This window comes from Nocardia sp. MDA0666 (genome assembly GCF_003023875.1).
GTDB classification, from domain to species: domain Bacteria; phylum Actinomycetota; class Actinomycetes; order Mycobacteriales; family Mycobacteriaceae; genus Nocardia; species Nocardia aobensis.
The window spans coordinates 226,584-251,781 of record NZ_PYHT01000008.1 but is presented as its reverse complement, the minus strand read 5'-3'; the positions used below and the strand labels follow the sequence as shown (position 1 = coordinate 251,781).

The 25,198-nt window shown below is 68.6% G+C and carries 20 protein-coding genes; 10 read left to right on the top strand and 10 right to left on the bottom strand.

Features of this window, described 5'->3' with window-relative positions; all coding sequences use genetic code 11:
- A complete protein-coding gene (locus C8258_RS14845; RefSeq protein ID WP_106955695.1) occupies positions 1-654 on the bottom strand; it encodes a response regulator transcription factor in 654 nt (217 codons plus the stop codon).
- Positions 655-733: 79 nt separating this feature from the next.
- Positions 734-2,086 (bottom strand): sensor histidine kinase, encoded by a 1,353-nt coding sequence (locus tag C8258_RS14840; RefSeq protein WP_106955659.1) that lies wholly within the window; start codon positions 2,084-2,086, stop codon positions 734-736.
- A 184-nt stretch (positions 2,087-2,270) separates the two neighbouring features.
- Here C8258_RS14840 and C8258_RS14835 point away from each other — a divergent pair, with 184 nt between their 5' ends.
- The 5 genes from C8258_RS14835 to gatB all read left to right on the top strand — a co-directional run bounded on the left by C8258_RS14835 (position 2,271) and on the right by gatB (position 8,164).
- Complete coding sequence (locus tag C8258_RS14835) at positions 2,271-2,591, top strand: hypothetical protein (protein ID WP_051024815.1); 321 nt, start codon at positions 2,271-2,273, stop codon at positions 2,589-2,591.
- 82 nt (positions 2,592-2,673) lie between these two features.
- On the top strand, positions 2,674-3,396 hold the full coding sequence (locus C8258_RS14830; protein WP_106955658.1) for an ABC transporter ATP-binding protein: 723 nt from the start codon (positions 2,674-2,676) through the stop codon (positions 3,394-3,396).
- Positions 3,393-5,885 (top strand): FtsX-like permease family protein, encoded by a 2,493-nt coding sequence (locus tag C8258_RS14825; protein WP_106955657.1) that lies wholly within the window; start codon positions 3,393-3,395, stop codon positions 5,883-5,885. The genes C8258_RS14830 and C8258_RS14825 overlap by 4 nt, the downstream gene beginning before the upstream one ends.
- A gap of 102 nt (positions 5,886-5,987) precedes the next feature.
- The gene (locus tag C8258_RS14820) at positions 5,988-6,605 is read left to right on the top strand and encodes a DUF1109 domain-containing protein (RefSeq protein ID WP_106955656.1); all 618 of its coding nucleotides are present in this window, start codon (positions 5,988-5,990) and stop codon (positions 6,603-6,605) included.
- 47 nt (positions 6,606-6,652) lie between these two features.
- The gene (gene gatB, locus C8258_RS14815; RefSeq protein WP_106955655.1) at positions 6,653-8,164 is read left to right on the top strand and encodes an Asp-tRNA(Asn)/Glu-tRNA(Gln) amidotransferase subunit GatB; all 1,512 of its coding nucleotides are present in this window, start codon (positions 6,653-6,655) and stop codon (positions 8,162-8,164) included.
- Between the two features lie 53 nt (positions 8,165-8,217).
- Here gatB and C8258_RS14810 read toward each other — a convergent pair whose 3' ends face one another.
- Complete coding sequence (locus C8258_RS14810; protein ID WP_106955654.1) at positions 8,218-9,348, bottom strand: sorbosone dehydrogenase family protein; 1,131 nt, start codon at positions 9,346-9,348, stop codon at positions 8,218-8,220.
- A gap of 178 nt (positions 9,349-9,526) precedes the next feature.
- Between C8258_RS14810 and C8258_RS32275 the strand changes: the two genes are divergently transcribed.
- Both C8258_RS32275 and C8258_RS32895 read left to right on the top strand, forming a co-directional pair.
- Positions 9,527-10,528 (top strand): DoxX family protein, encoded by a 1,002-nt coding sequence (locus C8258_RS32275; RefSeq protein ID WP_106955653.1) that lies wholly within the window; start codon positions 9,527-9,529, stop codon positions 10,526-10,528.
- Positions 10,529-10,537: 9 nt separating this feature from the next.
- Positions 10,538-10,981 (top strand): nuclear transport factor 2 family protein, encoded by a 444-nt coding sequence (locus C8258_RS32895; protein WP_036503893.1) that lies wholly within the window; start codon positions 10,538-10,540, stop codon positions 10,979-10,981.
- Between the two features lie 126 nt (positions 10,982-11,107).
- Here C8258_RS32895 and C8258_RS14795 read toward each other — a convergent pair whose 3' ends face one another.
- From C8258_RS14795 to C8258_RS14785, 3 genes are all read right to left on the bottom strand, one after another.
- Positions 11,108-11,932 (bottom strand): alpha/beta fold hydrolase, encoded by an 825-nt coding sequence (locus C8258_RS14795; protein WP_106955652.1) that lies wholly within the window; start codon positions 11,930-11,932, stop codon positions 11,108-11,110.
- A 607-nt stretch (positions 11,933-12,539) separates the two neighbouring features.
- Entirely contained in the window at positions 12,540-14,381 is a 1,842-nt protein-coding gene (gene ilvD / locus C8258_RS14790) for a dihydroxy-acid dehydratase (protein ID WP_106955651.1), read from the bottom strand.
- A 517-nt stretch (positions 14,382-14,898) separates the two neighbouring features.
- Positions 14,899-15,468 carry a PH domain-containing protein gene (locus tag C8258_RS14785; RefSeq protein WP_233225090.1) on the bottom strand — a complete coding sequence of 190 codons (570 nt, stop codon included), beginning with the start codon at positions 15,466-15,468 and terminating at the stop codon, positions 14,899-14,901.
- A gap of 350 nt (positions 15,469-15,818) precedes the next feature.
- Between C8258_RS14785 and C8258_RS14780 the strand changes: the two genes are divergently transcribed.
- The 3 genes from C8258_RS14780 to ilvC are packed head-to-tail and all read left to right on the top strand — an operon-like array spanning position 15,819 to position 19,335.
- Positions 15,819-17,783, top strand: coding sequence for an acetolactate synthase large subunit (locus C8258_RS14780; RefSeq protein WP_036503890.1), 1,965 nt, complete (start codon positions 15,819-15,821; stop codon positions 17,781-17,783).
- Positions 17,780-18,283: an acetolactate synthase small subunit gene (ilvN, locus tag C8258_RS14775; protein WP_036503889.1), complete on the top strand. Its 504-nt coding sequence runs from the start codon at positions 17,780-17,782 to the stop codon at positions 18,281-18,283. Before C8258_RS14780 ends, ilvN begins: the two co-directional genes overlap by 4 nt.
- Before the next feature lie 50 nt (positions 18,284-18,333).
- Positions 18,334-19,335: a ketol-acid reductoisomerase gene (gene ilvC, locus C8258_RS14770; RefSeq protein ID WP_174372318.1), complete on the top strand. Its 1,002-nt coding sequence runs from the start codon at positions 18,334-18,336 to the stop codon at positions 19,333-19,335.
- Between the two features lie 554 nt (positions 19,336-19,889).
- Here the strand turns inward: ilvC and C8258_RS14765 are convergent.
- The 4 genes from C8258_RS14765 to C8258_RS14750 are packed head-to-tail and all read right to left on the bottom strand — an operon-like array spanning position 19,890 to position 25,124.
- Positions 19,890-21,164, bottom strand: coding sequence for a CHAT domain-containing protein (locus C8258_RS14765; RefSeq protein ID WP_106955649.1), 1,275 nt, complete (start codon positions 21,162-21,164; stop codon positions 19,890-19,892).
- A complete protein-coding gene (locus C8258_RS14760; protein ID WP_106955648.1) occupies positions 21,161-22,681 on the bottom strand; it encodes a tetratricopeptide repeat protein in 1,521 nt (506 codons plus the stop codon). The genes C8258_RS14765 and C8258_RS14760 overlap by 4 nt, the downstream gene beginning before the upstream one ends.
- Positions 22,681-23,724 carry a hypothetical protein gene (locus C8258_RS14755; protein ID WP_106955647.1) on the bottom strand — a complete coding sequence of 348 codons (1,044 nt, stop codon included), beginning with the start codon at positions 23,722-23,724 and terminating at the stop codon, positions 22,681-22,683. Before C8258_RS14755 ends, C8258_RS14760 begins: the two co-directional genes overlap by 1 nt.
- Positions 23,721-25,124, bottom strand: coding sequence for a hypothetical protein (locus C8258_RS14750; protein ID WP_106955646.1), 1,404 nt, complete (start codon positions 25,122-25,124; stop codon positions 23,721-23,723). Before C8258_RS14750 ends, C8258_RS14755 begins: the two co-directional genes overlap by 4 nt.
- Positions 25,125-25,198 lie beyond the last annotated feature (74 nt).

Genomic DNA, 25,198 nt, shown 5'->3' with positions numbered 1-25,198 from the left:
TCAGAACGCCGATTCTCCGGGTGCGACCACGCCGTGGTCAAACGCGAACACGATCGCGGCCGCCCTGTCCCGTAACCCGAGCTTGCCGAAAATGTGTCCGACGTGGCTCTTTACCGTTACTTCGGAGATGCCGAGTTCGCCGGCGATCTCGGAGTTGACCCGCCCGCGGCCGATCAGTTTCAGCACCTCGAGCTCGCGCGCGGTCAGCTCTGCCATGCGCGAGCGAGTGTCCGCGGGGACCGGACGCGCCGTCCGATAGGCCGAGAGCACCCGGCCGGTGACGGACGGATCGAGCCAGGAGCCGCCCTCGGCCACGGTGCGCACCGCGCGGATCAGATCCTCGGCGGGGGAGTCCTTGAGTATGAAACCCGCCGCACCGGCCCGCAGCGCGCCCGAGAGCAGATGGTCGTCGTCGAAGGTGGTGAGTACCAGCACCGGCGGCGCGTCCGGCCGGGTCCGCAGCCGCCGCGTCGCATCGATGCCACCGACCCGCTTCATCCGCAGATCCATCAGCACCACGTCCGGACGGTGTTCGGCCAAGGCGGCCGGCACCTCGTCGCCGTCGCCGCATTCGGTGACCACGAAGCCGTCGCGGCGGCGCAGGATCCTGCGCAGCCCACCTCGCACGAGTTCCTGATCGTCGACGACGAGCACGGTGGTGGTGGCGGTATCGGTCTCGGTGAGCGGGGTCTGACCCGGGTTCACATGCCCTCCTGTGTTCTGCGGGACACTCTCACCGGTCCTCCTGGCGTTTGCGGGTGAGCGAGGTGATCGCGTCGCGCACCATCGTCAAAGGATCGTCGAGTCCGCTCACCGGGCAGACCTCGTCGGGAGCGAGGGGGATGCGGGCGCGCACCTGCCAGTACTCGCCCGCTCGGCCGGCCGACAGGTTGCCGTTCAGGGTGGCCGTGCGCTGGCGCATGCCGCTGATCCCCATCCCGCGGCCGGTGCGCGGGGCCGGGCCCTGCGGCAGCGTGTTGCGCACGCGCACGGTCACTTCGCCGGGCAGCACGGCGATATCGAGCGACGCTTGGGCGCCGGGAGCGTGTTTGGCGATATTCGACAGCGATTCCTGGCTGATCCGATACAGCGCCAGACCCGTCGACGCGGACACCGCGGCGGTGTCGCCGGTGAGGTGGTAGGTCACCGGCAGTCCGGCGCCGACGAAATCGGAGACCAGGTCGGCGATGTCCTCGAGCCCCGGTTCGGGTGTCAGCGCGGAGGGGCGCTGATCGAGCAGCCCCACGGTGTGCCGGATATCGGCCATCGCCTGGCGGCCGAGGCGTTCGGCATCGCCGAGTGCGTCGATGGCCTCGTCGACATCGCGATCGGTCTCGAGTGCGTGCCGGGCCGCGGTCAGGTGCAGCAGGGTGACGCTGAGGGAATGGGCGATCACGTCGTGGACCTCGCGGGCGATCCGGCGGCGTTCGTCGTCGGCCGCCTGCGCGGAGCGGATGGCCTGATTCTCGCGTTCCTGATCCAGCGACTGCCGCTGGAATTGCAGCATCAGACCGACCATCCAGCCCAGCACGATCGCGACGACGTACACCTGCACCAGTTCGGCGGAGCCCAGGGCGTAGAAGATGACGATCTCCGCGACCGCGGCGATCGTCCAGAACAGGCTGACCCGTTTCGGTGCGATCGCCCCGATCATGCCGACCATCACGGTCAGCACCAGCGGAGAACAGTCGGGTGAGACCGGCTGCAGCAGGAACAGCGCCTGGGCGGTGAGCGCGGACAGTCCGAAAACGGCCGGCTTCGGGGGCAGATCGAACAAGAACAGCAGCGGATAGCAGGCGAACAGCAGCGCCACCGCGAGGAAGGGCACCCCCGTCGAGAAGTACTGGCTGCGCAGCGACGCGGCCGCGACCGCCGACACCACGACCGCGACGTCCGCCGTGACGACCACCGAGACGGGATAGCCGTAGGACTTCTCCTCGACCCGCTGCCGCAGCGTGCCGGCCGGATCGTGCGCGAGGTCCAAGAGTCGCCGCGCGACCCGCCCCAGCGCCAGGCGTGCCCGGCCCGGGCGCCGCGGTGCGTGCGGCGATACCTCCGCACGGTCGTCGGCGCTGGTCAGGTCCATAACAGTCAGGCTAGTCGCCCACGGGTGGTCGCTGCATCGTTCCCGGAAAGGGCCCACGCTCCTACCGTGGTAGGACGCGAAGTCTCGTCTGCGGCACGACGTATCCGCGGTGGCGCCTCCGTAGCGTGAGTCGCACAGTGTCCGGCAGAGAGGTTCGGACACCCGGCCCGAGGAGATGGGTGCGATGACTTGGCAAGACCAGCACGCTCGTACCGAAATCCTGCACGAGGTGCTCGCCCGCGCGGCCGTCGATCCGGCCACTCCGGGCCTGTTCTACGACCTGCCCGAGTGCGATCGGCTCTTCGGCGGGCCCACCGGAGTGCTTGCCGCCCTGCGGTATCGGTGGGACAACCACCTGCACGCCAAACTCGACCAGGCCCAGCTGCAGGGACAGTCCCCGAGCGAGGCCTATCGGGAATTGGCCGCCGAACAACCGGTACTGCGTGCCGTGCTCGACGCACACGAGGTCCGGCATTGGCATCGGGAGCCGGCCCTGGCACGCTGAGCGACGATCCGACCCGGTTGCGGCGCAGTCGAACCCGCGCCGCCACCGCGACCGACAGCAGAAAGAGGGTGGGGCGACCGCCATGTTGGAATTGACCGACGTAGTCAAGGAATACCGGGTGGGTGAACAGCGGGTTCGCGCCCTCGACACCATCAGCCTGCGCATCGAGGCGGGTGAATTCACCTCCGTCATCGGCCCGTCGGGCTCCGGGAAGAGCACGCTGCTACATCTGCTCGGCGCGTTGGATTCACCGGATTCGGGATCCATCACCTTCCGGGGTGAGGAGATCGGCTCCCTCGACGACAACCGGCAATCCGAATTCCGCCGCCACCGTGTGGGTTTCGTCTTCCAGTTCTTCAACCTGCTGCCCACTCTCTCGGCGTGGGAGAACGTCGCGGTCCCGAAACTGCTGGACGGCACCGGATTACGCAAGGCCAAGCCGCGGGCGCTGGAACTGCTCGACCGCGTCGGCCTGGCCGATCGCGCCGAACATCGCCCCGCGGAACTGTCCGGCGGCCAGATGCAGCGGGTGGCCGTCGCTCGCGCGCTGATCATGGACCCGCCGCTGATCCTCGCCGACGAACCCACCGGCAATCTGGACTCCAAGACCGGCGCCTCGATTCTGGAGCTGCTCGGCGACATCTCCGGCGCGGGCAATTCGGTGGTGATGGTCACCCACGACATGGGAGCCGTCGAATACTGCGATCGCGTGATCACTCTGCGGGACGGGCGCATCGGTTCCGACGAACCGGTTTCCGCGCGCGGCCGCGAGGTGCACGACGGTGACGAGGTGGTGCGCGCGTGATCACGGCCGGCTGGGATCGGTTGCGGCTGTTCAATATCGGAGAGCTGTTCACCCACAAGGGCCGCACCGCCATGTCGATGGCGGTCATGGGGGTCTCGGCGGGACTGCTGGTGGCGGTGCTCAGCATTTCCGGGTCGGTGACCGGTTCGGTGGACCGGCTGACCTCGGCGCTGGGCGGTAAGGCGCAACTCGAGATCTCCGGCGTCACCGCGAGCGGATTCGGACAGGACCTGGTACCGCAGGTGCGCGCGGTCCCCGGCGTCGAGGCCGCGGTGCCGATGATCCGCACCGGGGTCGGCAATCCGGCCGACCGCACGCTGCTCATCGGCGCCGACGCATCGGTCTCCGCACTCGGCAGCGATCTCAACGGGGCGATGAGCGCGCAGGCGGCGAAACTGCTGTCGGTTCCCAGCGGCGTTCTCGTCGGCGCGGGGCTGGGCCGGCACGAGGGCGACACCTTCACACTGGGCAACCGGCAGGTGACCGTGGCCGGGGTGCTCGACGACGCCACCTCGCACAAACTCAACGGCGGGCACATTGTCATCGCCACGCTGCCCGTCGCCCAGCAACTCGCCGGACGGGCCGGCATGCTCGACTCCATCCAGATCGTGCCGAAGCCGGGAACCGATGTCGGACAGCTGCGTTCGGCGCTGACCACACTGGTGAGCGGCCGTGCCGTGGTGGCCGATCCGAGTCTGCGCACCGCCCAGGCGAGCGGCGCGATCCAGCTCGTCCGCTTCTCCACGACGATGGCTTCGGCTGCGGCGCTGATCGTTTCGGGCTTCCTGATCTACAACGCGATGAGTATGGCGGTGGCACAACGCCGCCCGACACTGTCGCTGCTGCGCGCGATCGGCGGGCGGCGGCGCCCGATGGTGCGTGATCTCATCGTGGAGGCGGCCGTCATCGGGTTGATCGGCGGCGCGATCGGTTCGGTGGTCGGCATCTTCGCCGGCCGCATGTCGATCGACACGATTCCCTCGGCCATGGTGGCGGCGGTGGACACCCGTACCGAATACATGGTGCCCGGATACGCGATTCCGTTCGCGATCGCGGCCTGCGTGCTCGCCAGCGTCGCCGCCGCGGCGATCGCGGCTCGCCAGGTCTACAAGGTGCAACCCATCGAAGCGCTCGCGCCGGTCGGCGTGTCGAAGGCCGATGCGGTGGGGCCGTGGCTGCGCTGGGGTGCGCTGGTGGGCGGCCTGGTCATGGTCGGTGGCGCGATTTTCATCGCCCGCGCCGATCTGGGGCGGGCCTCGCTCGCCGCGATCTCGCTGTCCATCGCGGGCGCGGTCGGCCTGTGTTTCGCCGCGATGGGCCCGATCGTGCGCCTGGCCGCGGCGGTGGCCCGTATCTTCGGAGCGCCCGGCGCGCTGGGGGCGACCACCATCGAGCGGGCTCCGCGTCGCGTCTGGGCGACGGCGATGACGGTGATGATCGGCGTCACCGCGACCGTCGCGATGGGCGGTGCCTCGAGCAATCTGGTCGATTCGGCGACGGACTCGTTCTCCGATCTCGGCCGACGCGACGCCTACATCAGCCCCACCTCGCTGGCCGAATTCCCCACGGGGCCCTTGCTTCCGGCCGATCTGAAGGAGGCCGTGCGGCGGGTTCCCGGGGTCGCGGATGTGGGATCGGCGCAGATGGCCTTCGCCACCGTGGGCAGCGATCGGGTGATGTTGCAGGCCTATCAGTCCAATATCCGGTCGTCGGTCCTCGCGGATCTGGGACCCGATGTGTTGCAGCAGATGTCGACCGGCGAGGGCGTGGTGCTGTCGCGCGACGTGGCACGCTCCCTCGGCGCCGGCGCGGGCGCACAACTCGAACTGCCCACGCCGACCGGCATCCATTCCGTGCGAGTCCTGCGGGTGATCCCGTACTTCTCGGCGCTGTCGGGCATCGTGCTGATGGATCTGGACGTCCTGCGACAGTGGTACGACCGCCCGGGAGAGACGATCCTCGGCGTCAACTTCGCACCCGATGCCGACAAGGCGCAGGTGATCGACGCGATCCGCGCGGTGGTGCCGCCCGGACTGCACGTGGACACCGGAGCGCAGGCGCTCGCGGCGGTATCGCAAGGGGTGCAGCAGGGTACGTCGCTGTCCGGTTCGATCCTGTGGATCGTGGTGCTGGTCTCCACCGCGGCGCTGCTGAACACGCTGATGCTGTCGGTCCTGGAACGCCGCCGCGAACTCGGCGTGCTGCGCGCCATGGGCACCAGTCGCCGATTCCTGTTGCGCACGGTGCTCACCGAGGCCGCCGGCATCGGATTGGCCGGTGCCGCATTGGGTTTGGTGACCGGTGCGGCCGTGCAATATCTGGCCACCATGGCGATGGGTCACGCGATGACCATCGACGTGGTGTATCGCCCGAGCCCCATGTTGCTGGTCTACGCCGTCGCCGCGCTGGTGCTGGCCCTGCTCGGCTCGATTCCGCCGTCGCTGCGGGCGGCCCGCATGCCGATCGTCGAGGCCATCGCCGTCGACTGATCGAGTCAGGAGGGGAAGTCCCACGTGGCCGGGCGCGTGGGACTACTCCTTCCGGGCCGAGAGTCGGTCGGCGCGGCGGCCGGTGGCCGTTAGATTGGCGGAATGGACGAATCGGATGCCGTCGGCCCGCCCGTGTCCGCGCCGGATACGGGTGCGAAATCACCCGGTCCGATCGCCGCCGCCATCGCCGTGTTCGCCGTCGCCGTGCTGATCTGCCTGTATTACGGCTGGTGGCCGTCCCGATTCGGCAGTATGCGGTGGGCCGATCCCTTGCTCGCCGCCGCGGGGGCACTGGTCCTCCTCGCCGCCGCTGGATTGCTGTGGACGATCCGCACCCTGTACGTGCTCGGACGAGACCGCCGATGGTCGTGGTGGGTGCTGCCCGTGCCCCTGACCGTGCTGGCCGCCGGTCTGATGGTGATCCTCGCGCCGAGAACGACATTCGACGAGATGCGCCCGGATTTCGAACGCGTCGCCCGCGAGCTGCTGGCGGGGCCCGACACTGTCCGGAGCAATTTCGAGATCGGGCGGTTCGACATCGCCTATGCGCGCGCGGATTCGGGTGGCGCGGTCTACTTCGTCGAGGCGGGCGGGCTCGGGCTGGACACGAGCAGCGGGTGGGCCTATTCACCGAACGGCAGGCCGGCCGGATTCGACGATTTCTCGGCGACGCACCTCGCCGGACCGTGGTACGAGTTCACCGCGGTCTGGCGGACGTGACTCGGGTCGGCGCAGCGTCGTCGGTGCCCTTACATAAACTGTTCAGCATGACTGCACCCACGGTGGACTTGATGGACTATGCCGACGTCATCGACCGGTACGAGCCGGTGCTGGGCATGGAGGTGCACGTCGAACTGGGCACCGAAACCAAGATGTTCTGCGGGTGCCCGACGGCCTTCGGCGCCGAGCCGAACACGCAGGTCTGCCCGGTATGTCTCGGCTTGCCGGGTTCGCTGCCGGTGGTCAACCAGCAGGCCGTGGAGTCGGCGATCCGCATCGGTCTCGCGCTGAACTGCTCGATCACCCCGTGGGGCCGGTTCGCGCGCAAGAACTACTTCTACCCGGATCAGCCGAAGAACTACCAGATCAGCCAGTACGACGAGCCGATCGCCACCGACGGCTACCTCGATGTGGTGCTCGACGACGGCTCCGTCTTCCGGGTCGACATCGAACGTGCCCACATGGAGGAGGACACCGGTAAGTCCCTGCACGTGGGCGGCGCCACCGGCCGCATCCACGGCGCGAGCCATTCGCTGCTGGACTACAACCGGGCCGGCGTGCCGCTGATCGAGATCGTCACCAAGCCGATCACCGGCGCCGGTGAACGTGCCCCCGAGGTGGCTCGCGCCTACGTCACCGCACTGCGCGATCTGCTGAAGGCGCTCGACGTCTCCGACGTGAAGATGGAGCAGGGTTCGCTGCGCTGCGATGCCAACGTATCGCTGATGGCCAAGGGCGCCAAGGAATTCGGCACTCGCACCGAGACCAAGAATGTGAACTCGCTGCGCAGCGTCGAGGTCGCGGTGCGCTACGAGATGCGCCGCCAGGGCGCGGTGCTCAGCGCCGGCGGCACCGTGATCCAGGAGACCCGGCACTTCCACGAGAGCGACGGTTCCACCTCCCCGGGCCGGGTGAAGGAAACCGCCGAGGACTACCGCTACTTCCCGGAGCCGGACCTCGAGCCGATCGCACCCGACGCCGACTGGGTCGAGAAGCTGCGCGGCACCATCCCCGAATACCCGTGGCTGCGCCGCGCCCGCATCCAGGCCGAATGGGGTCTGTCCGACGAGGTGTTCCGTGATCTGATCAACGCCGGCGCGCTCGACCTGATCATCGCCACGGTCGACGCCGGCACCACGGTCGACGCCGCCCGCGCCTGGTGGGTCAACTACCTCACCGAGCAGGCCAAGGAGCGTGAGGTCGCCCTCGAGGATCTGCCGATCACGCCGAAGCAGGTCGCCGAGGTGGTCGCGCTGGTCGACGCCAAGACCGTCAACTCCAAGGTCGCGCGTCAGGTCGTCGATTTCGTGCTGGCCGGTGAGGGCGATCCGGGGCAGATCGTCGAGGCCAAGGGGCTGGGCATGGTGTCCGACGACTCGGCCCTGCAGTCCGAGGTCGACAAGGCCCTGGCCGCCAACCCGGACATCGCCGACAAGATCCGCTCCGGCAAGGTCCAGGCCGCCGGCAAGATCGTCGGTGACGTCATGAAGGCCACCCGCGGCCAGGCCGACGCCGCCCGCGTCCGCGAACTGGTCCTCGCCGCCTGCGGCGCCGCCTGAGTTCTCGAACCCCGAGGCCCGGTCCACTGCGGCCGGGCCTTCGACGTGGCTGACTAGTCCGGTCCACCGCCCGCGCCGCCCTTCGGCGGCGGGATGCGCACGATCCGGTCGTCCAGCGGACCCGCGGCGGCGGGCTTGTTGACCGTCCCCACCCAGACGTTGCCGTCGGCGCCCAGCGCGGCGCCGCCGAGGGAGCCGTATTTGTCCTGGGCCACCATCGTCGGGGCGGTGGTCACCGCGTGGGTGGTGGGGTCGGCGTCGGCGAAGGCCAGCGCCTTGGCGCCCGACATCGAGACCGCGACGCCGTCCACCGCGGCCGCGCAGCCACCCGCACCCGGTTTGTCCGGCCACGTCCAGGCGGTGGCGACGGCGCCATCGGGTCCCAGGCGCTGCAGCCGGTCCTCGGTCGCGGTGCGGTCGGTGAACCAGATGGTGTCCTTGTGGTCGGGGCACACCCCGCCCGCGGTGCCGATGCCCGACGCCACCACCTTCGGATCGGCGTTGCCCGGCGCCGGATCGTCGATCTCGAGCAGCTTGCCCGCCAGGGATCCGGGGTTGTTCGCCGCGCCCGGATTGCCGGCGTCACCGGTCAGCACCGCCAGCTTGGTCGGTGAGACGAAGGCGAGGGAACCATGATTTCCGTTGGCGCCCTTGGGAATTCCGGTGAGAATCGGTTTCGGATCGCCGCCCGCGCCGATGCGCACGACGCGATTGTCCGAGGCGGTGGTGACGTAGGCGTAGACCAGGCCGTCCTCGCCGTAGCTCGGCGAGAGCGCGACATCGCTCAGCCCGCCGTCGCCGGCCGCGTCGACGTCGACCCGGGCGACCTCGAGCGGCTGCGGCGGCGCCTGGCTCGGATCGACGGCGGTGACCTTCAGAATGCGCCCGGTGGTGCGCTCGGTGACCAATGCCTGCTGCCCGTCCGGCAGGACCGTCAGCCCGCCGGTGGTGTCCAGGCACGACACCACGACCGCCGGATCGGGATCGATACACGGCCCGGTGGGACGCTGCCCGGTCGGCGGCGGAGTTTTCGGTTCGCTGGTCGGGCCCTGCCCCTCGGGTTCGATGGTGGGCGCGGGAGTGAACGGTTTGGACGCGGAATCGTCGAAGCGGGCACAGCCGACCACCAGGCCGGCGGTGACGGCGAGGATCGACGCGACACGGCCGACGACAACCACACTCATTGCCCAAACGTTACGGAAATACCGCCGCGCGCGCTCGCAGGGGGCCGGGCCACACCGCGCGGACCGCCACGGCGACTCCGGTTCGTGCTGGCGGGGCGCGCCGCAGGACCTGCCGGGCGCGGCTGACACGCCGGGACCAGACCACGCGCCCGCTCGTTCGGCGTCATACTCTGTGCCCGTGACGGACAAGCCGAATCAAACACCGGAATCGAATCAGCCGTCGGGGCGGCCGTCGGGCTCCGGACCGACGGCAGGCAGCCCCTACGACAATCCGACCGGCGAATTCCCCTCGGTGAAACCCGCGGTGGGCAAGGATGTTCCGCGGACCGAGGACGATTTGGGCCTGGACCCGGACGTACCGGCCGCGGGTGCCGAGCACACCGGCGCCACGAAGGCGAAGAAGGGCCCCACCGGCACCGCGGCCGCCGGCGCTACCGCCGCGAGCGCAGCGCACCCCGGTGCTGGCCGTGGCACCGAACACCCCGGCGCCGAGCCCCCCGGCACTGAGCACTCCGGTTCCGAACACATCGACGCCGAGCATCCCGGCACTGCTCCGGCCGGCGCCGTGCCCGCCGATGCGGAAGCGCCCACCTACGCCTTCGCCACGATCCCGCCCGCCCGGGCCAACGGCGAGACCGAGCGTCTCCGTCGCCCGCGCGAATATCGCCGCGGCACACTGGATCTGGGTCTACTGGGCCTGCGCTTGACCGTCGGCCTCACCTTCCTGTACCACGGCCTGCAGAAGCTGGCGGGCTGGTTCCACGGACCCGGTCTGGACGGCACCCGGCACATGCTCGAGCAGGGCGGCTGGAAGCACATCGAACTGTCCACCGCGATGCTCACCGTCTCCGAGGTCGGCGGCGGCGCGCTGATCATCCTCGGCCTGGCCACCCCGCTGGCGGCCGGTGCGGTCCTGGCCTCGATCTCGACCGCGTGGCTGTGGAAGCAGGGCATGGCTCCCGACTTCCAGTACCGCCCGGTCGAATTGGAGTCGATCCTCGCCGGCGCGGCGGCCTCGCTGATCCTCACCGGCCCCGGCCGCCTGTCGTTCGACCGCAACCGCGGCTGGGCCGTCCGCCCGTCGTGGGGTTCGTTCGCCTGCCTGGTCCTGGCACTCGGGGCAGCGGCCGCGGGCTGGATCTTCCTGCACGGCGGCAACCCGTTCGTGGGGATCTTCTAGAGTCGTCCCGTGTCGAATCCCGTTGAGCCGTCGAGTCACCGTGCGATCGAACGCCTGATCGCCGACTACGCCCTGCTGGTCGACCAGGGCGATTTCGGCGGCGTCGGAGCCCTGTTCGCCACGGGCAGCTTCGGCGGCAGCGGCGCGCGGATCGAGGGCAGCGCCGCGGTGGAGAAGATGCTGTCCGCCACCGTGATCCGCTACGACGACGGCACTCCCCGCACGAAACACCTGGTCACAAACCTGGTGATCGAGGTCGACGAGGCCGAGGGCACTGCCACGGCCAGATCGTATTTCACCGTCCTGCAAGCCACCCCCGACCTACCACTGCAACCCATCGTGAGCGGCCGCTACGCCGACCGCTTCCACCGCACCGATGGCACCTGGGCCTTCGCCGAACGCGCGGTCACCATGGACCTCATCGGCGACGTCAGCCATCACCTGCGCAGGTAGGTGGCCGCGACCACACCCACTGAAAACGGCCGCTCCCGTCGGAGAGCGGCCGTTTCGCGGTCACTGGTCGCCCAACTGCCGCAGACCCGGAACCGGCCCGGATGAGCTCCGGCGCGGAAGGACCGCTCAGGAACGAATGAATGCGAGCAGGTCGGCGTTGATGGTCGCGGCTTCGGTCGTCGGCATCCCGTGCGGGAAACCCGGATAGGTCGCGAGGGTGCTGTTGGGCAACAGTTCGGCCGAGCGGATGCCGGTGTTCTCGATCGGGACCACCTGGTCATCCTCTCCGTGCATGACGAGGGTGGGGATCGTGATCTTCGTGAGCTCATCGGTGAAGTCGGTCTGGGAGAATGCGACGACGCCGTCGTAGTGGGCTTTGGCGCCGCCGGCCATACCTTGGCGCCACCAGTTCGCGATCACTCCTTCGGAGGGCTGTGCGCCGGGCCGGTTGTAGCCGTAGAACGGTCCTTCGGCGAACGTGCGGAAGAAGTCCGAGCGGCGGGTGGCGACCTGTTCCTGGATGCCATCGAAGACCGACTTGTCCAATCCGCCAGGATTGTCGGCGGTCTTCACCATGATCGGCGGCACCGCACTGATCAGAACGGCTTTGGCCGCCCGATCCTGTCCGTGACGGGTCAGGTAACGCACGACCTCCCCACCGCCGGTGGAATGACCGACATGAACCGCGTCCGTCAGATCGAGATGGGTGACGACGGCGGCCAGGTCATCGGCATAGTGGTCCATATCGTGCCCGTCGGCGACCTGAGCGGAACGGCCGTGTCCACGCCGGTCGTGAGCAACCACCCGGAAACCGTGGGACAAGAAGAACATCAGTTGTGCGTCCCAGTCATCCGAGGACAGAGGCCAGCCGTGGCTGAAGACGATGGGCTGTCCGCTGCCCCAGTCCTTGTAGTAGATGTCGACGCCGTCCGACGTTGTAATGAAAGGCATGGGGGACTCCTCGTGATCGGATTCTCGGTTGTTGCCCGCAGGTCGCGACCGGAACCGGTTGGGGCGACGACGCTTCTGAACGGTCGGCGCCTGATAAATGCTGCTCGATTCGGACATGGCGCGCCCCGCTGTGCGCGCCACGAATCCCCCTTTTTCCGCCATCCCGGTTCGCGGTCGCCGGATCGTGGGGCGAAGACTCCTTCGGAGGGCTGTACGCGGTGCCGGTTGGCGACAAACGTCGGATCGCAGGTTCTGCCCTCCGGCGCGGTGGGCTGGTTGCGGTAACGCAATGCTCTGTTGCCGGGCATCACTTCCCTGGGACGGCTGGTCACCGACGCACACTTCGACAGCCGTCGATCCCGCGCCGTGGATCCGGGAGACCGTCAACCTGTCCGCACGACGTTCCAACAGCGCGCTAGCAGCGGGGTCGTGTCACCTCGCTGAAGCCGTCCGGCCGTGGGTGGTTTCAGCCCGGCGTCAGTCAGTGCGGTCGTCTCGGGTGCGCCGCAACAACGCGGCATCGCGGACCACGATCTCCCCGCTCAGCCACCGATACCCACCCTCCCCGCACCCAACGGCACGCGGAAACTCGGGGAGGCGGCACCGCTCACGGCACGCGGCGGACGGCGCCCTTGTCGGCGGAGGTCGCCAGCGCCGCATAGGCCCGCAGCGCGGTGGTGATCGGCCGATCACGCTGGACCGGCTGCCACGGCCGCTCTCGCGCCTCCATCTTGGCGCGGCGCTCGGCGAGCACCTCGTCGTCGACCAGCAGCTCCAGCGCACGGGTGTGCACGTCGATGCGGATGCGGTCGCCGTTCTCGATCAGGCCGATGGCGCCGCCGCTGGCCGCCTCGGGGGAGATGTGGCCGATGGACAGGCCGGAGGTGCCGCCGGAGAAGCGGCCGTCGGTGATCAGCGCGCACACCTTGCCCAGGCCGAGGCCCTTGAGGAACGAGGTGGGGTGCAGCATCTCCTGCATACCCGGCCCGCCGGCGGGGCCTTCGTATCGGATCACGACGACGTCGCCGGGAGTGATCTTCTTGCCGAGGATCGCCGAGACCGCGTCCTCCTGGGATTCCAGCACCACGGCCGGTCCTTCGAAGGTGAACAGATCCTCGTCGATACCGGCGGTTTTCAGGATGGCGCCGTCGAGGGCGATATTGCCCCGCAGCACGCACAGCCCGCCTTCGACGGTGTAGGCATGCGCGATATCGCGGATGCACCCGCCCTCGGCATCGGTGTCGAGCGAGGACCAGCGGTTCTCGGTGGAGAACGGCACGGTGGTCCGCACGCCGCCGGGCGCGGCGTGGAACAGTTCGATCGCTTCGTCGGAGGCCTTGCCGGAGCGGATGTCCCAGGTGTCGAGCCACTCGTCGAAGGAGGCGGTGTGGACGGTGGTCACATCGGTTTCCAGCAGTCCGCCGCGGCGCAGTTCGCCCAGGATGGCGGGGATGCCACCGGCGCGGTGCACATCTTCCATGTGGTAGTCGGAGTTGGGGGAGACCTTCGACAGGCAGGGCACCCGGCGCGAGATCTCGTCGATGGTGGCGAGGTCGAAATCGATCTCGCCTTCCTGCGCGGCGGCCAGGGTGTGCAGCACCGTGTTGGTGGAACCGCCCATCGCGACGTCGAGGGCCATCGCGTTGCGGAAGGCCTTGGCGTTGGCGACGTTTCGCGGCAGGACGGAATCGTCGTCGTCGCGGTACCAGCGGTTGGCGATGTCGACGACGGTGCTGCCGGCCCGCTCGAACAGGGCCCGCCGCGCCGCGTGGGTGGCGAGGGTGGAGCCGTTGCCGGGCAGTGCCAGGCCCAGTGCCTCGGTGAGGCAGTTCATCGAGTTCGCGGTGAACATGCCGGAACAGGAACCGCAGGTCGGGCAGGCGCTGCGCTCGACTTCGCTGAGGCCCTCGTCGCTGACCTCGGTGGAGGCGCTGGCGGCGATCGCGGTGATCAGATCGGTGGGCGCCTGGGCCACACCGCCGACGACCACGGCCTTACCGGCCTCCATCGGACCGCCGGAGACGAACACCGTCGGGATGTTCAGCCGCATGGCGGCGTTGAGCATGCCGGGAGTGATCTTGTCGCAGTTGGAGATACACACCAGCGCGTCGGCGGTGTGCGCGTTGACCATGTATTCGACCGAGTCCGCGATGATTTCGCGGCTGGGCAGTGAGTAGAGCATGCCGCCATGACCCATCGCGATACCGTCGTCGACGGCGATGGTGTGGAATTCGCGCGGCACACCGCCGGCGGCGCGCACCGCCTCGGCGACGATCTCGCCGACATCCTTGAGATGCACGTGGCCGGGCACGAATTGGGTGTAGGAGTTCGCGATCGCGACGATCGGCTTACCGAAATCGGAGTCGGTCAGGCCGGTGGCCCGCCAGAGTGCGCGTGCGCCTGCGGCATTGCGTCCGGCGGTGGTGGTGCGTGAGCGAAGCGGTGGCATGAATTCGGTCCTCGGTGGTCGGCGCGGTGGCCGGAGCGGCTCTACTCGGGCAGGGCTCTGCTCGTCGGTGCTCATCGTCCGGTGGGTCGCCGGGGCCGGGGCCGAGGGCTGGTCGGCCACCGTGCGGAGCGTCTCTTCGGCGAGTGGTGTCGTCGGCAGAGGTGTCTGTTCGCAAGAGCAGAGTGTCTGTTCGGCGCTTCAACGTTACTCCCGCCACCGGAGCGTGCTCACCGGAGGCGGGTGGTCGTGCGGCCGCGGGGTGGCGCGGCAGCACGACGCACGTCGAGCCGGTCCGAGCGGCCGTCACCGGGTGGGGTCGCGACCACGGACCCGCACCGCGACGCGATGATCGCGGCGACTGCGCCCCGAGTGGGGACGTCCTCAGGGCAGCGCCGCGAAAGCGCGAATTTGTTCCCGGCGTTCGGGGTTGGCGCGAGAGTGTGAAACATCCCACTCGATCGCCGTCGGCCGGGCCGCAACAACCTGCCGAAGCGGCGGAGTTGAAGGAGAAGCCCGCTCAGTCGTCGGTGGATGTGTCCGGCTTGTCGGCCGCGTCGGTCGACGAGTTGTCCGCTGCACCGGATTCCGGGGTCTCGTCGGCGCCCTCGTCCTGGCCGCCCTTCTCCTCCGCGCTCGCCGCGCTCTTCTCCGGCCGCGCGAACGGATCCGGAATCCGCCCGTCCGAGGCCGCGACCAGATCCTTCAACCGGTCGTAGCTCACCGCCGGCAGGGCCACCTCGGAGTCGTCGCTCAGATGCGCGCGCACCCAGCCGCGCTTGGGGATCCGCAGCCCCTGAATCTGCGACCAGTCGACGTGCCGGGAACCGAAAATCGTCCGCAGATCGAGCCCGCCGCCCGACACCGTGGTGCGGGAGCGTTCGACCCACCATGCGGCCGCGATCGGAATGAGGAACAGGATCCACAGCACCGCCGGCCAGCCGAAGAACGGGAACGCCGCGCAGAACAGCAGGATGAACACCCCGAGATGCGCCAGCCGGGGAATACGGATCACACGCCCCGTATCGGATCCGCCCTCGGCGGTGTGGGACGATTGAGCTGGTGGCACGGACTGCTGCGGCGATGACACACCCCCATCCTCGCATCATGGTGAAGCGACACTCGAACCGCCCCGTCTCACATAATGAGACACCGCACGTCAAGTAATTTGACTCATCGACTCTCGCGCGCATACCGTCGAGCGCGTGAATCGAAACGAGCTTCTCGTAATCGGCCGGCGCGTCCAGCGCTGAGCCTGACGACTCGAGGTCGACTACGTCAGCTCGCAACTGCGACGCGCCACCCTCGCTCAGCCATCGGCTGACGGGGGCTTTTTTGTGTTCGGACAAGTTGTGTTCACGGCTTCGATGTTCGCTCGAGCGCCGCGCAGGCGCCGCGTGACAGTGAAGCGGTGAACGACAAGCAGTAAGGAAAAAGACGGTGAGCGCACCAACTGCACGGCCCGGGCCCTCGGCCCGCAGGCCAGCGCCTTCGGCTTCCCAGCCGACCCCCGCGGCTGCCGCCGCGACCGGAAACCGCCGCCAGGTCCCGCCCGAGAAGGTGACCGGCGCCCAGTCCGTCGTCCGCTCCCTCGAGGAGCTCGGCGTCGACACGGTATTCGGCATTCCGGGTGGTGCGATTCTCCCCGTCTACGACCCGCTCTTCGACTCCACGCGCGTGCGCCACGTGCTGGTCCGCCACGAGCAGGGCGCCGGACATGCGGCGACCGGTTACGCCCAGGCCACCGGCAAGGTCGGTGTGTGTATGGCCACATCCGGTCCGGGCGCGACCAACCTGGTGACCCCGATCGCGGACGCGCAGATGGACTCGGTGCCGCTGGTGGCGATCACCGGACAGGTCGGCCGCGGCCTGATCGGTACCGACGCCTTCCAGGAAGCCGACATCTCCGGCATCACCATGGCGTGCACCAAGCACAACTTCCTGGTCAACGACGCCATCGACATCCCGCGCATCATCGCCGAGGCCTTCCACCTGGCGTCGTCCGGCCGTCCGGGCGCGGTGCTGGTCGACATCCCGAAGGATGTGCTGCAGGCGCAGACCACCTTCAGCTGGCCGCCGGAGATGCGGCTGCCCGGCTACCGCCCGGTGACCAAGCCGCACGGCAAGCAGGTGCGTGAAGCCGCGCGGATGATCGCCGAGGCCAAGGCGCCCGTGCTCTACGTCGGCGGCGGCGTGATCAAGGCCGACGCCTCGCCGGAGCTGCTGGAACTGGCCGAGCTGACCGGCATCCCGGTGGTCACCACCCTGATGGCGCGCGGTGCGTTCCCCGACAGCCACACCCTCAACATGGGTATGCCCGGTATGCACGGCACCGTGGGAGCCGTTGCGGCCCTGCAGAAGTCGGACCTGCTGATCACGCTGGGCGCCCGCTTCGACGACCGCGTCACCGGTCAGCTGGATTCCTTCGCCCCGCACGCGAAGGTGATCCACGCCGATATCGACCCCGCCGAGATCGGTAAGAACCGCCACGCCGATGTGCCGATCGTGGGTGACTGCCGTGAGGTCATCACCGAACTGATCGAGACCCTCAAGTCCGATCCGGCCTTCACCAACGCCGAGGCTCCGCTGCTGGATCTGGCGTCCTGGTGGACCTACCTCGACGGTGTGCGCAAGCAGTACCCGCTCGGCTACGGCCCCACCTCCGACGGCTCGCTGTCGCCGGAGTACGTCATCGAGACCCTGGGCCGTCTCGCCGGACCGGAGGCGATCTATGTCGCCGGTGTCGGTCAGCACCAGATGTGGGCCGCGCAGTTCGTCAAGTACGAGAAGCCGCGCACCTGGCTCAACTCCGGTGGTCTGGGCACCATGGGCTACGCCGTGCCCGCGGCGATGGGCGCCAAGATGGGCGCTCCGGACAAAGAGGTGTGGGCGGTCGACGGTGACGGCTGCTTCCAGATGACCAACCAGGAGCTGGCCACCTGTGCCGTCGAAGGCGTGCCGATCAAGGTCGCGCTGATCAACAACGGCAACCTGGGCATGGTCCGGCAGTGGCAGACCCTGTTCTACGAGAAGCGCTATTCCAACACCGACCTGGGCACCCACACCCTGCGCATCCCCGATTTCGTGAAGCTCGCCGAAGCGCTGGGCTGCCACGGCATCCGGGTGGAGAAGGAAGAGGACGTCGAGGCCGCCATCCGCGAGGCACAGTCGATCAACGACCGTCCCGTGGTGATCGACTTCATCGTCGGTAAGGACGCGCAGGTGTGGCCGATGGTCGCAGCCGGCACCTCCAACGACGAGATCATGGCCGCCCGCGGCATCCGCCCCCTGTTCGACGAGGACGAGCAGGCCTCCGAGCCCGCCGTCATCCATGAGGCCATGTCCCACGACAAGGCGACCCTGTCGGCGCACGAACGGGCCTCGCAGAAGGAGACCAACCTGTGAGCACGACCCATACCCTCAGCGTGCTGGTGGAGGACAAACCCGGCGTGCTGGCGCGGGTGGCGAGCCTGTTCTCCCGGCGTGGATTCAATATCGAATCCCTGGCCGTGGGTGGCACCGAAGTTCCGGAGATCTCGCGGATGACCATCGTGGTCACCGTGGAGGATCTGCCGCTGGAGCAGGTGACCAAGCAGCTCAACAAACTGGTGAACGTCATCAAGATCGTGGAACAGGACGCCGACGCCTCGGTGGCCCGCGAACTGATCCTGGTGAAGGTGCGTGCCGATGCCAGTGTGCGCACCCAGGTGATCGAATCGGCCAACCTGTTCCGGGCTAAGGTCATCGACGTGTCGCCCGACGCGCTGACCATCGAGGCGACCGGCACCCGGTCCAAGCTCGAGGCGCTGCTGCGGATGCTGGAACCGTACGGCATCCGTGAGATCGTGCAGTCCGGCGTGGTGGCCGTCGGTCGCGGGCCGAAGTCCATCACCGCGACCCGCTAACACTTATTCAGAAGAATCAACGAAGGGACACAACCACAGTGGCAGTCGAGATGTTCTACGACGACGACGCCGATCTGTCGATCATCCAGGGCCGCAAGGTCGCCGTGATCGGCTACGGCTCCCAGGGCCACGCACACTCGCTGAGCCTGCGTGACTCCGGCGTCGAGGTGCGCATCGGCCTCAAGGAAGGCTCCAAGTCGCGGGCCAAGGCCGAAGAGGCCGGCCTGACCGTCGGCACTCCCGCCGAGGTCTCGGAGTGGGCGGACGTCATCATGCTGCTCGCCCCCGACACCGCGCAGGCCAAGATCTTCACCGAGGACATCGAGCCGAACCTGAAGGACGGCGACGCCCTGTTCTTCGGCCACGGCCTGAACATCCACTTCGGCCTGATCAAGGCTCCGGCCAACGTCACCATCGGCATGGTCGCCCCCAAGGGCCCCGGCCACCTGGTGCGCCGCCAGTTCGTCGACGGCAAGGGCGTCCCGGCCCTGATCGCCATCGACCAGGACCCGAAGGGTGAGGGCCAGGCCCTGGCGCTGTCCTACGCCAAGGGCATCGGCGGCACCCGCGCCGGCGTCATCAAGACCACCTTCAAGGAAGAGACCGAGACCGACCTGTTCGGTGAGCAGGCCGTCCTCTGCGGTGGTACCGAAGAGCTGGTCAAGACCGGTTTCGAGGTCATGGTCGAGGCCGGCTACGCGCCGGAGATGGCCTACTTCGAGGTGCTGCACGAGCTGAAGCTGATCGTCGACCTGATGTACGAGGGCGGCATCGCGCGGATGAACTACTCGGTCTCCGACACCGCCGAGTTCGGTGGCTACCTGTCGGGCCCGCGGGTCATCGACGCCGACACCAAGGAGCGCATGAAGGCGATCCTGAAGGACATCCAGGACGGCACCTTCGTCAAGCGCCTGGTCGCCAACGTCGAGGGCGGCAACAAGGAGCTCGAGAGCCTGCGCAAGCAGAACGCCGAGCACCCGATCGAGGTCACCGGCAAGAAGCTGCGCGACCTGATGAGCTGGGTCGACCGGCCGATCACCGAAACCGCGTAAGGTTTCACACCGTAGAACGACCCGCCGGGCAATCTTGTCCGGCGGGTCGTTGCGTGTCTGCGCTGGGCGTTCGGTCAGCCGACCCGTCTGCCCCATCGAGCGCCGCCCACGACGAAGATCGTTTCGGTGCGGCGCCAGTTCACCCTGCCTGGAGACCGGCGGTGCGCGCGTGAGTGCCCGGCACTCGCTCTGTCTCGCAGCGCTCAATCCCGGCGACTGTGGCGACTGCCGCCCACCGCGACGGCCAGTCCTCGACGATGCCGGCCACAGCCCGGGCGGTGCGTCGTGCTTCCTGCAATTCGCCAGGGCGGCAATAGGTTCCACCTCCCCTTGCGTCTCGTCGACCGCGCAGATGGCATCCTGCGGCGGCGCTGTGTCGGTAGCGTCCGGCGGGGGCGGTCGTCGTGTCTGCCCAGCCCGCGTTCCTGGCGTTGACGGCGGCCAATGCTGCCCCAGAACACCGGTGGGTTTTCGACGGTGCCGCTCACATGCCATGGGACCGTCCATGGTGCAGTCGGCCGCGCGGTTCAAGCCTGCTCAGTGCTCAGAGCGCTTCATCCGGCGTCGACGGTTGCGAAGGCCGCCCACAGTAGCGGTGAATCCTCCACTGCGCCCCTCTCACGCCAAGCGGCCAGCCGCTCACGCTGCCAATTCGAGAGGGCGGCAATGGGTTCCATTTGTTCGTGCGCCTCGTCGACCGCGCAGATTACCTCTTGCAGCGGCGCCGCGTCGGTGGCGCCGGCGAATCGCTGGAATGCCAGATCGGTGGGTAGTGGCCAACGGGTGGCGGTGACGAGTTCGGCACCGCCGTGGATCATCGCGGCCACCAAGCCGAGCGCCTCGGTGAAGCGCAGATCGCCGCCGCTTTCGCAGGCGATGAGCGCGACCCGGCTCGGAATCGGCCAGAGCTGCGGTCCGGCAACGGGTTCGGGATCCAGCGTATGGTTGCCCAGCAGCAGATCCTTGGCCGACAGCGGGCGATGCGTGCGCTGCGGCCGGGCGAAACCGGTGGTGTCGGCGGTGCAGGCGAGGTGGAGTTCGGCGTTCTCGCTCAGACCGGATTCCGGGCGTTCGGCGGTGACGTGGCCGACGTAGACCAGCCGGGCGGCCCCCTCCCGCAGGAGGGCGCTCAGGCGGGACCGGTCGAGGTCGGTGCGCCGGAAGGCGTGCAGGGGGTCATCGATATGCGGCCGAAGACGCTGTCGCGCAACGTATTCGGACACCCTCTGCGTGAGCGGCGAGCTGGAGCTCATCCGTCCGAGCACCGAGCCGAGTTCGGAATCCGCCCGGAATCCCGGCACGCGCGGATCGAGCACCGTGACCACCGGCAGCTCACGGTCGACGACCCAGCTGCGCGCGGTGCGGCCGGGAGCGTGGACGATGCTCGCCGGTGCGAGCAGGCTGAGATCCGCGATATCGATCAGCCGCAGTTTCGGATCGGGGGCGATGATCTCCCACGGCACCTGCGCGACTCGCGGCGACGGCTGCAACCGGATATGCGGCCGCACACCGCGCACGAGCAGGTCGCGCAGCTGGACCGCGAGGGCTTGCGGCAGAAGTGCGCGGCTGAGTGCCTGCGCCAGTGCGTATTCCGAATCGCGGTCGGCGAAAGCGTCTGTGGTGAGCGCCTTTTCGAGACCACGCGAGTGGGAGGGATCGGGCAGCGCCGCCGCGAGCCGCCGCACCACGGCGTCGATGTCGGCGCCGGGCAGCGCAGCCACGCCCGGACTCGCGGTATCCCCGAGCCAGCGCCACGACATGTACAGATCGCCCGCGTCGGCCATGCGCACGATCACCGTCGGTTGTGCGCCGGGTGTCTTCTCGCTCATATCGCCAGTACCCGATCCTCCCGGACCGTCCGGCCAAAGCGTTGTTCGGCGGCGGTGATATAGGTGTCCAAGGCGATATGGCCATCCGGAGACACCGACAGCCGTGGCGGTGGGGCGACGGGCAGTCCGGCCGCCGCGGCCACCTGGGCCAGCGCCGAGCCGAGTTGCAGGGAACCGGCGTCGGGAACATCGAGGGCGTCATCGGGCGTCGGTATCGGGTCGAACGGAAGCCTCGGTGGTCTATTTTCGGTTGCCGCACAGATCTCGAAAGCTGTTCCAGCGCATACCGTCTCGATCAGATCGGCAATCAGCCCGCCGTTACCGCACATATAGGCGAAGCGGAACGCCAGCCGCACGGCGGGTGCGGCGATCTCACGGTTCCACTGTTCACGCTGGGTCCCGTTGGCGAAGCTGTAGCGCACCGCGTCGATGGCGAGAGCGGAGGTGACGGCCAGATCCCGAGCGAGGGCGAGTACCTCCGGGGGCGGCGGCGTGACCATGTCGGCGATGACCGACTCCCACAGCGCGGCATGCCAATAGTCGACCCGCGCGCATTGCAGACCGAGTCCGCGCACCGCATAGATCTCGTAGGCGGCCGCCAGTTGTGCCTGCCCGTCCCCGACCCGGCCGTGTGCGAAATCCAATGTCGCCAAACGAATTCGAGCTCCGGCGGATTCGAGCGCCGCACCGGATTGCTCGAACGATGTCAGCGCGCGGCGATACAGCTGTTCGACGTGGTCGAGGTCGCCGTGGCGTTCGCCGAGATATGCCATCAGCTGTAGTCCCAGCCCGGCGCGGTAGCCGAGACCGGCCTGTTCGAAATACTGTTGGCTGGCAACGAGATACGGCTCGGCATCGTCGAGACGGCCCAGCCGGGCGTACATCATCGCGAGCGTCTGCTGGGTTTCGGCCGTGCCGTTCCCGTCGCCCGCGGACTCGAATGCGGTCAAGGCCTGATGGGCGAAGTCGAGCCCGAGTTCAGCGCGCCCCGACTCGAAGTGCGCGGCCGCGAGATTGGCGAGCGGGTGGCCGCGCAACGGCGGCGCGAAACGCTTGGTGAACTCCAGTGATTCGGTGGCCAGCTCGATGGCCCGCGCCCACTGGCTGCGATGCATCGCGACGGCGGTCAGCGAGATCAGGCACGAGACCCGCAACGTCGACAACTCGCTGTGGCCGGTGAGAAGATCGCGGGCCTGCTCCAGCGCCGTCTGCGCGGCGTCGAGATCGCCCACGTGCTGCAACGCCTGCGAATAGTTGACGAGTGTGGATGCGCGTTTTTCCGTTGCGTCGTCCGGTATTTCGGTGAGCGCGGCGCGGAATCCGGTGATCGCGCCGGCGTGGTCGCCGAGTTCGTCGCGCATACTCGCCGCATTGACCAAGGCGCTGACCCGCACGCCGCCGGTGGTGCTGTGCGCGGCGTGCTCGAATATCCGCAGTGCCTCGATGACGTCGCCGCGAGCGTGGGCCGCGGCGCCCTCGTGGAGCAGTTCGAGGCCGGGAGGAACACCGTCGGCCATCAGAAGTCCGTATCCGATGCCGCGGCGGCGCGCTCGGCCTCGAGCAACGGCATGGACGGCTGGGCCGACCGCAATCGGTCGATCACGAATTCCCTGATCCGCTGCCGTTGCCTCGGCCCGTAAATGGTCTCCGATGCCGATGCCGACGGTGATGCAGACGCGGATGTCTCGTCGAGGGCAGGCCCGACCCCGGGAACGTAGATATCCACGCGCTCGACATTTTCGGCGTCGATCAGCGCTCCGCCGACCCAGGTATCGCCGCTGAGCTGCAGCGGGAAATCCATTGGCACGGAGTCGGTCACGACGCGAGCGTGAGGCCACAGATGCCCAGGCAGACCGCCATCGAGGTGCGGAGCCGCCGCCGCGCGCACCTCGACCGAGGTGCTGCCGGCCTCTCTGGTGAGCTGCCACGAGACGGCGAACTCCGAGGCATCCACCACGCCCGGAGGGCACCGGCGCCAATCCCAGGCCGACGTGCCCGTGGCCAACACCAATCCGGTGCGCCCGGCGTCGGCGGGACCGGCCGCCAAGGCATAGTCCTGCCGACGCGGGGCAACCGCATCGGCAGGCGGACCCACCGGCCACGGCTGTGCGTCGGACCCGTCGACGATCAGATCGCAGGATTCGGTGAGAGTCGCGATGTCGCGGCCGAGCACATCGGGATCGAGGGCGGGAATGCCGTCGATGGTGGATGCCGGCCACCAGTGCGCAGCCCACTGCGCATAGCCGAGTTGCCATGCGGCGTCGGCCATTTCGGGACGGGCCGGTGTCGCGGTCAGCTCGCCGGACCGGCCGTCGGCGACGGCGAGCGCCACCGGTTCGCCGTACACGGCCCAGAGCCAGTCCTGTGCGGAGTCCGGATCGTGCAGTACCGCCGCCGGAACGGTGTGCCCGGACAGCAAACTCCACGAGAGATGACCGCCGATCACCTCGAGAACCAGAGTGTCGAGTCCGGGCATCGCGTCGTGGACCGTGGGCGCACCGGCGGGGGAGACGATGACGACCTCGTCGTCGCGGTGCAGGAATACGGCTTCGGGCATCATCCGGCCCTCGATTCCAGCGAATCAGCCATGGCTGCAAAGGAATTGGCGGTCAGCGCCTTCCGCACCCGCGTTCGGTGATCGAGGATGACCGAACGTGCGACCCCGTCGAGCAGATCCCACAGCTCGGTGGTTTCCGGCCCGGTCGGCGATAGGGACGCGCCGCGGACATCGCGGCCGTGCAGGCGAACCCACAGCCGCCGCAGATACGAACGCCAGGGACGGCGAAGCTCGGCCGCGATCACAGCGAGCGGATCGGACGACTGCCCGGTGTCGTGCACTGCGAGGCGGCGTGCCTGCAGTACATAGGCCTCGCGCCGCCACCTCCCGTTGATCGCCCGATGCGCGGCGGTGCCGCGGTGCGGAACGGAACTGGCATGTCGTGCAGGACTTTTCATCTCACGAACGCAATCGCCGTGGCTCGAGGTTACCGGTTCGCTCGCGGGCGACCGATCGGATCCGGTGACAGGTGCGAGACCCCGTGCCAGTTGCACGCCCGCTGCCGCTGTCACCCGAAGTGATTCGTCGAGCAGCGCCCACGGTGCGCAACTCCGGGCGATCTCCTCGGTCACCAGCTCCGGGATCGTGGGCAGGTCCGAGCGCTCGGTGGAGGCCTGCAACACCGTGAAAACCCGTTCGTAGATGGTGCGGTCGAACGGCAGTGCCAGTGTCGCGGTCGATGCCCCGGTGCCGAGCACGGGGGCGACCGGCAGGCGGTGCACGGTGAGGCCCAGTTCCTGTGCCGAGTCTCCGGAAGCTCTGTGCCACAGCGTAATTCCTGAATGGGTGCCCGCTCGCTCCGTGATCAAGGTGCGCAGTTCGCGGGCGGCGTCATCGGCTCGGGCGGTGGCGCACGAATCGAGTAGTGCGGCGAGGGCGGTGGTGTGGTCGGCGACCGCGGGCGTGGATTGCGGTCGCCGGAGCCACGCGGTATCGATCAGCGCCGCGAGTTCGCTGGTCGTGGAGCGATCGGTGAGATGGTCCTTCAACGCCTGCGTGGTCCGCCCGGCCGCCAGGTGATGGATGTCGTGCAATGTGGCTGTGGCGGTGGGCCTGTCACGCACCGGATCCGGCGTCCCCGACACGGTCGCGAGTTCGAAGCAGCGTTGGAAATACAGGTCCTGCGGATTGCCGTCGGTGATGCGCAGTGCCCGCCGCACCTGTTTGAGAAGTGTGAACCAGGCCGCGGTCGCGCGCAGGACGTCGGCGGCGGCATGGACGCGGGCCGCGAGCAGGGTGGCCCCGTCCGCGGTGAGTATCGGTCCGGCGCAGGCGGGGTACTGGACAGGGCGGATCACCAGCGGGTCGAGGATCAGTTTCACGGTGCGGCGCAGCGGCCCGCCCTGGGCGCCGCTGAGCGGCTCGACGCCGTCGATACCGCGCCACACCTCGTCGAGCACCATGGCGCGCGGTCGTCGCATTCGGTCAGATTAACCCACCGCCGCCACCAGGGCAGAGGCTCGATTACTGCCCCGCG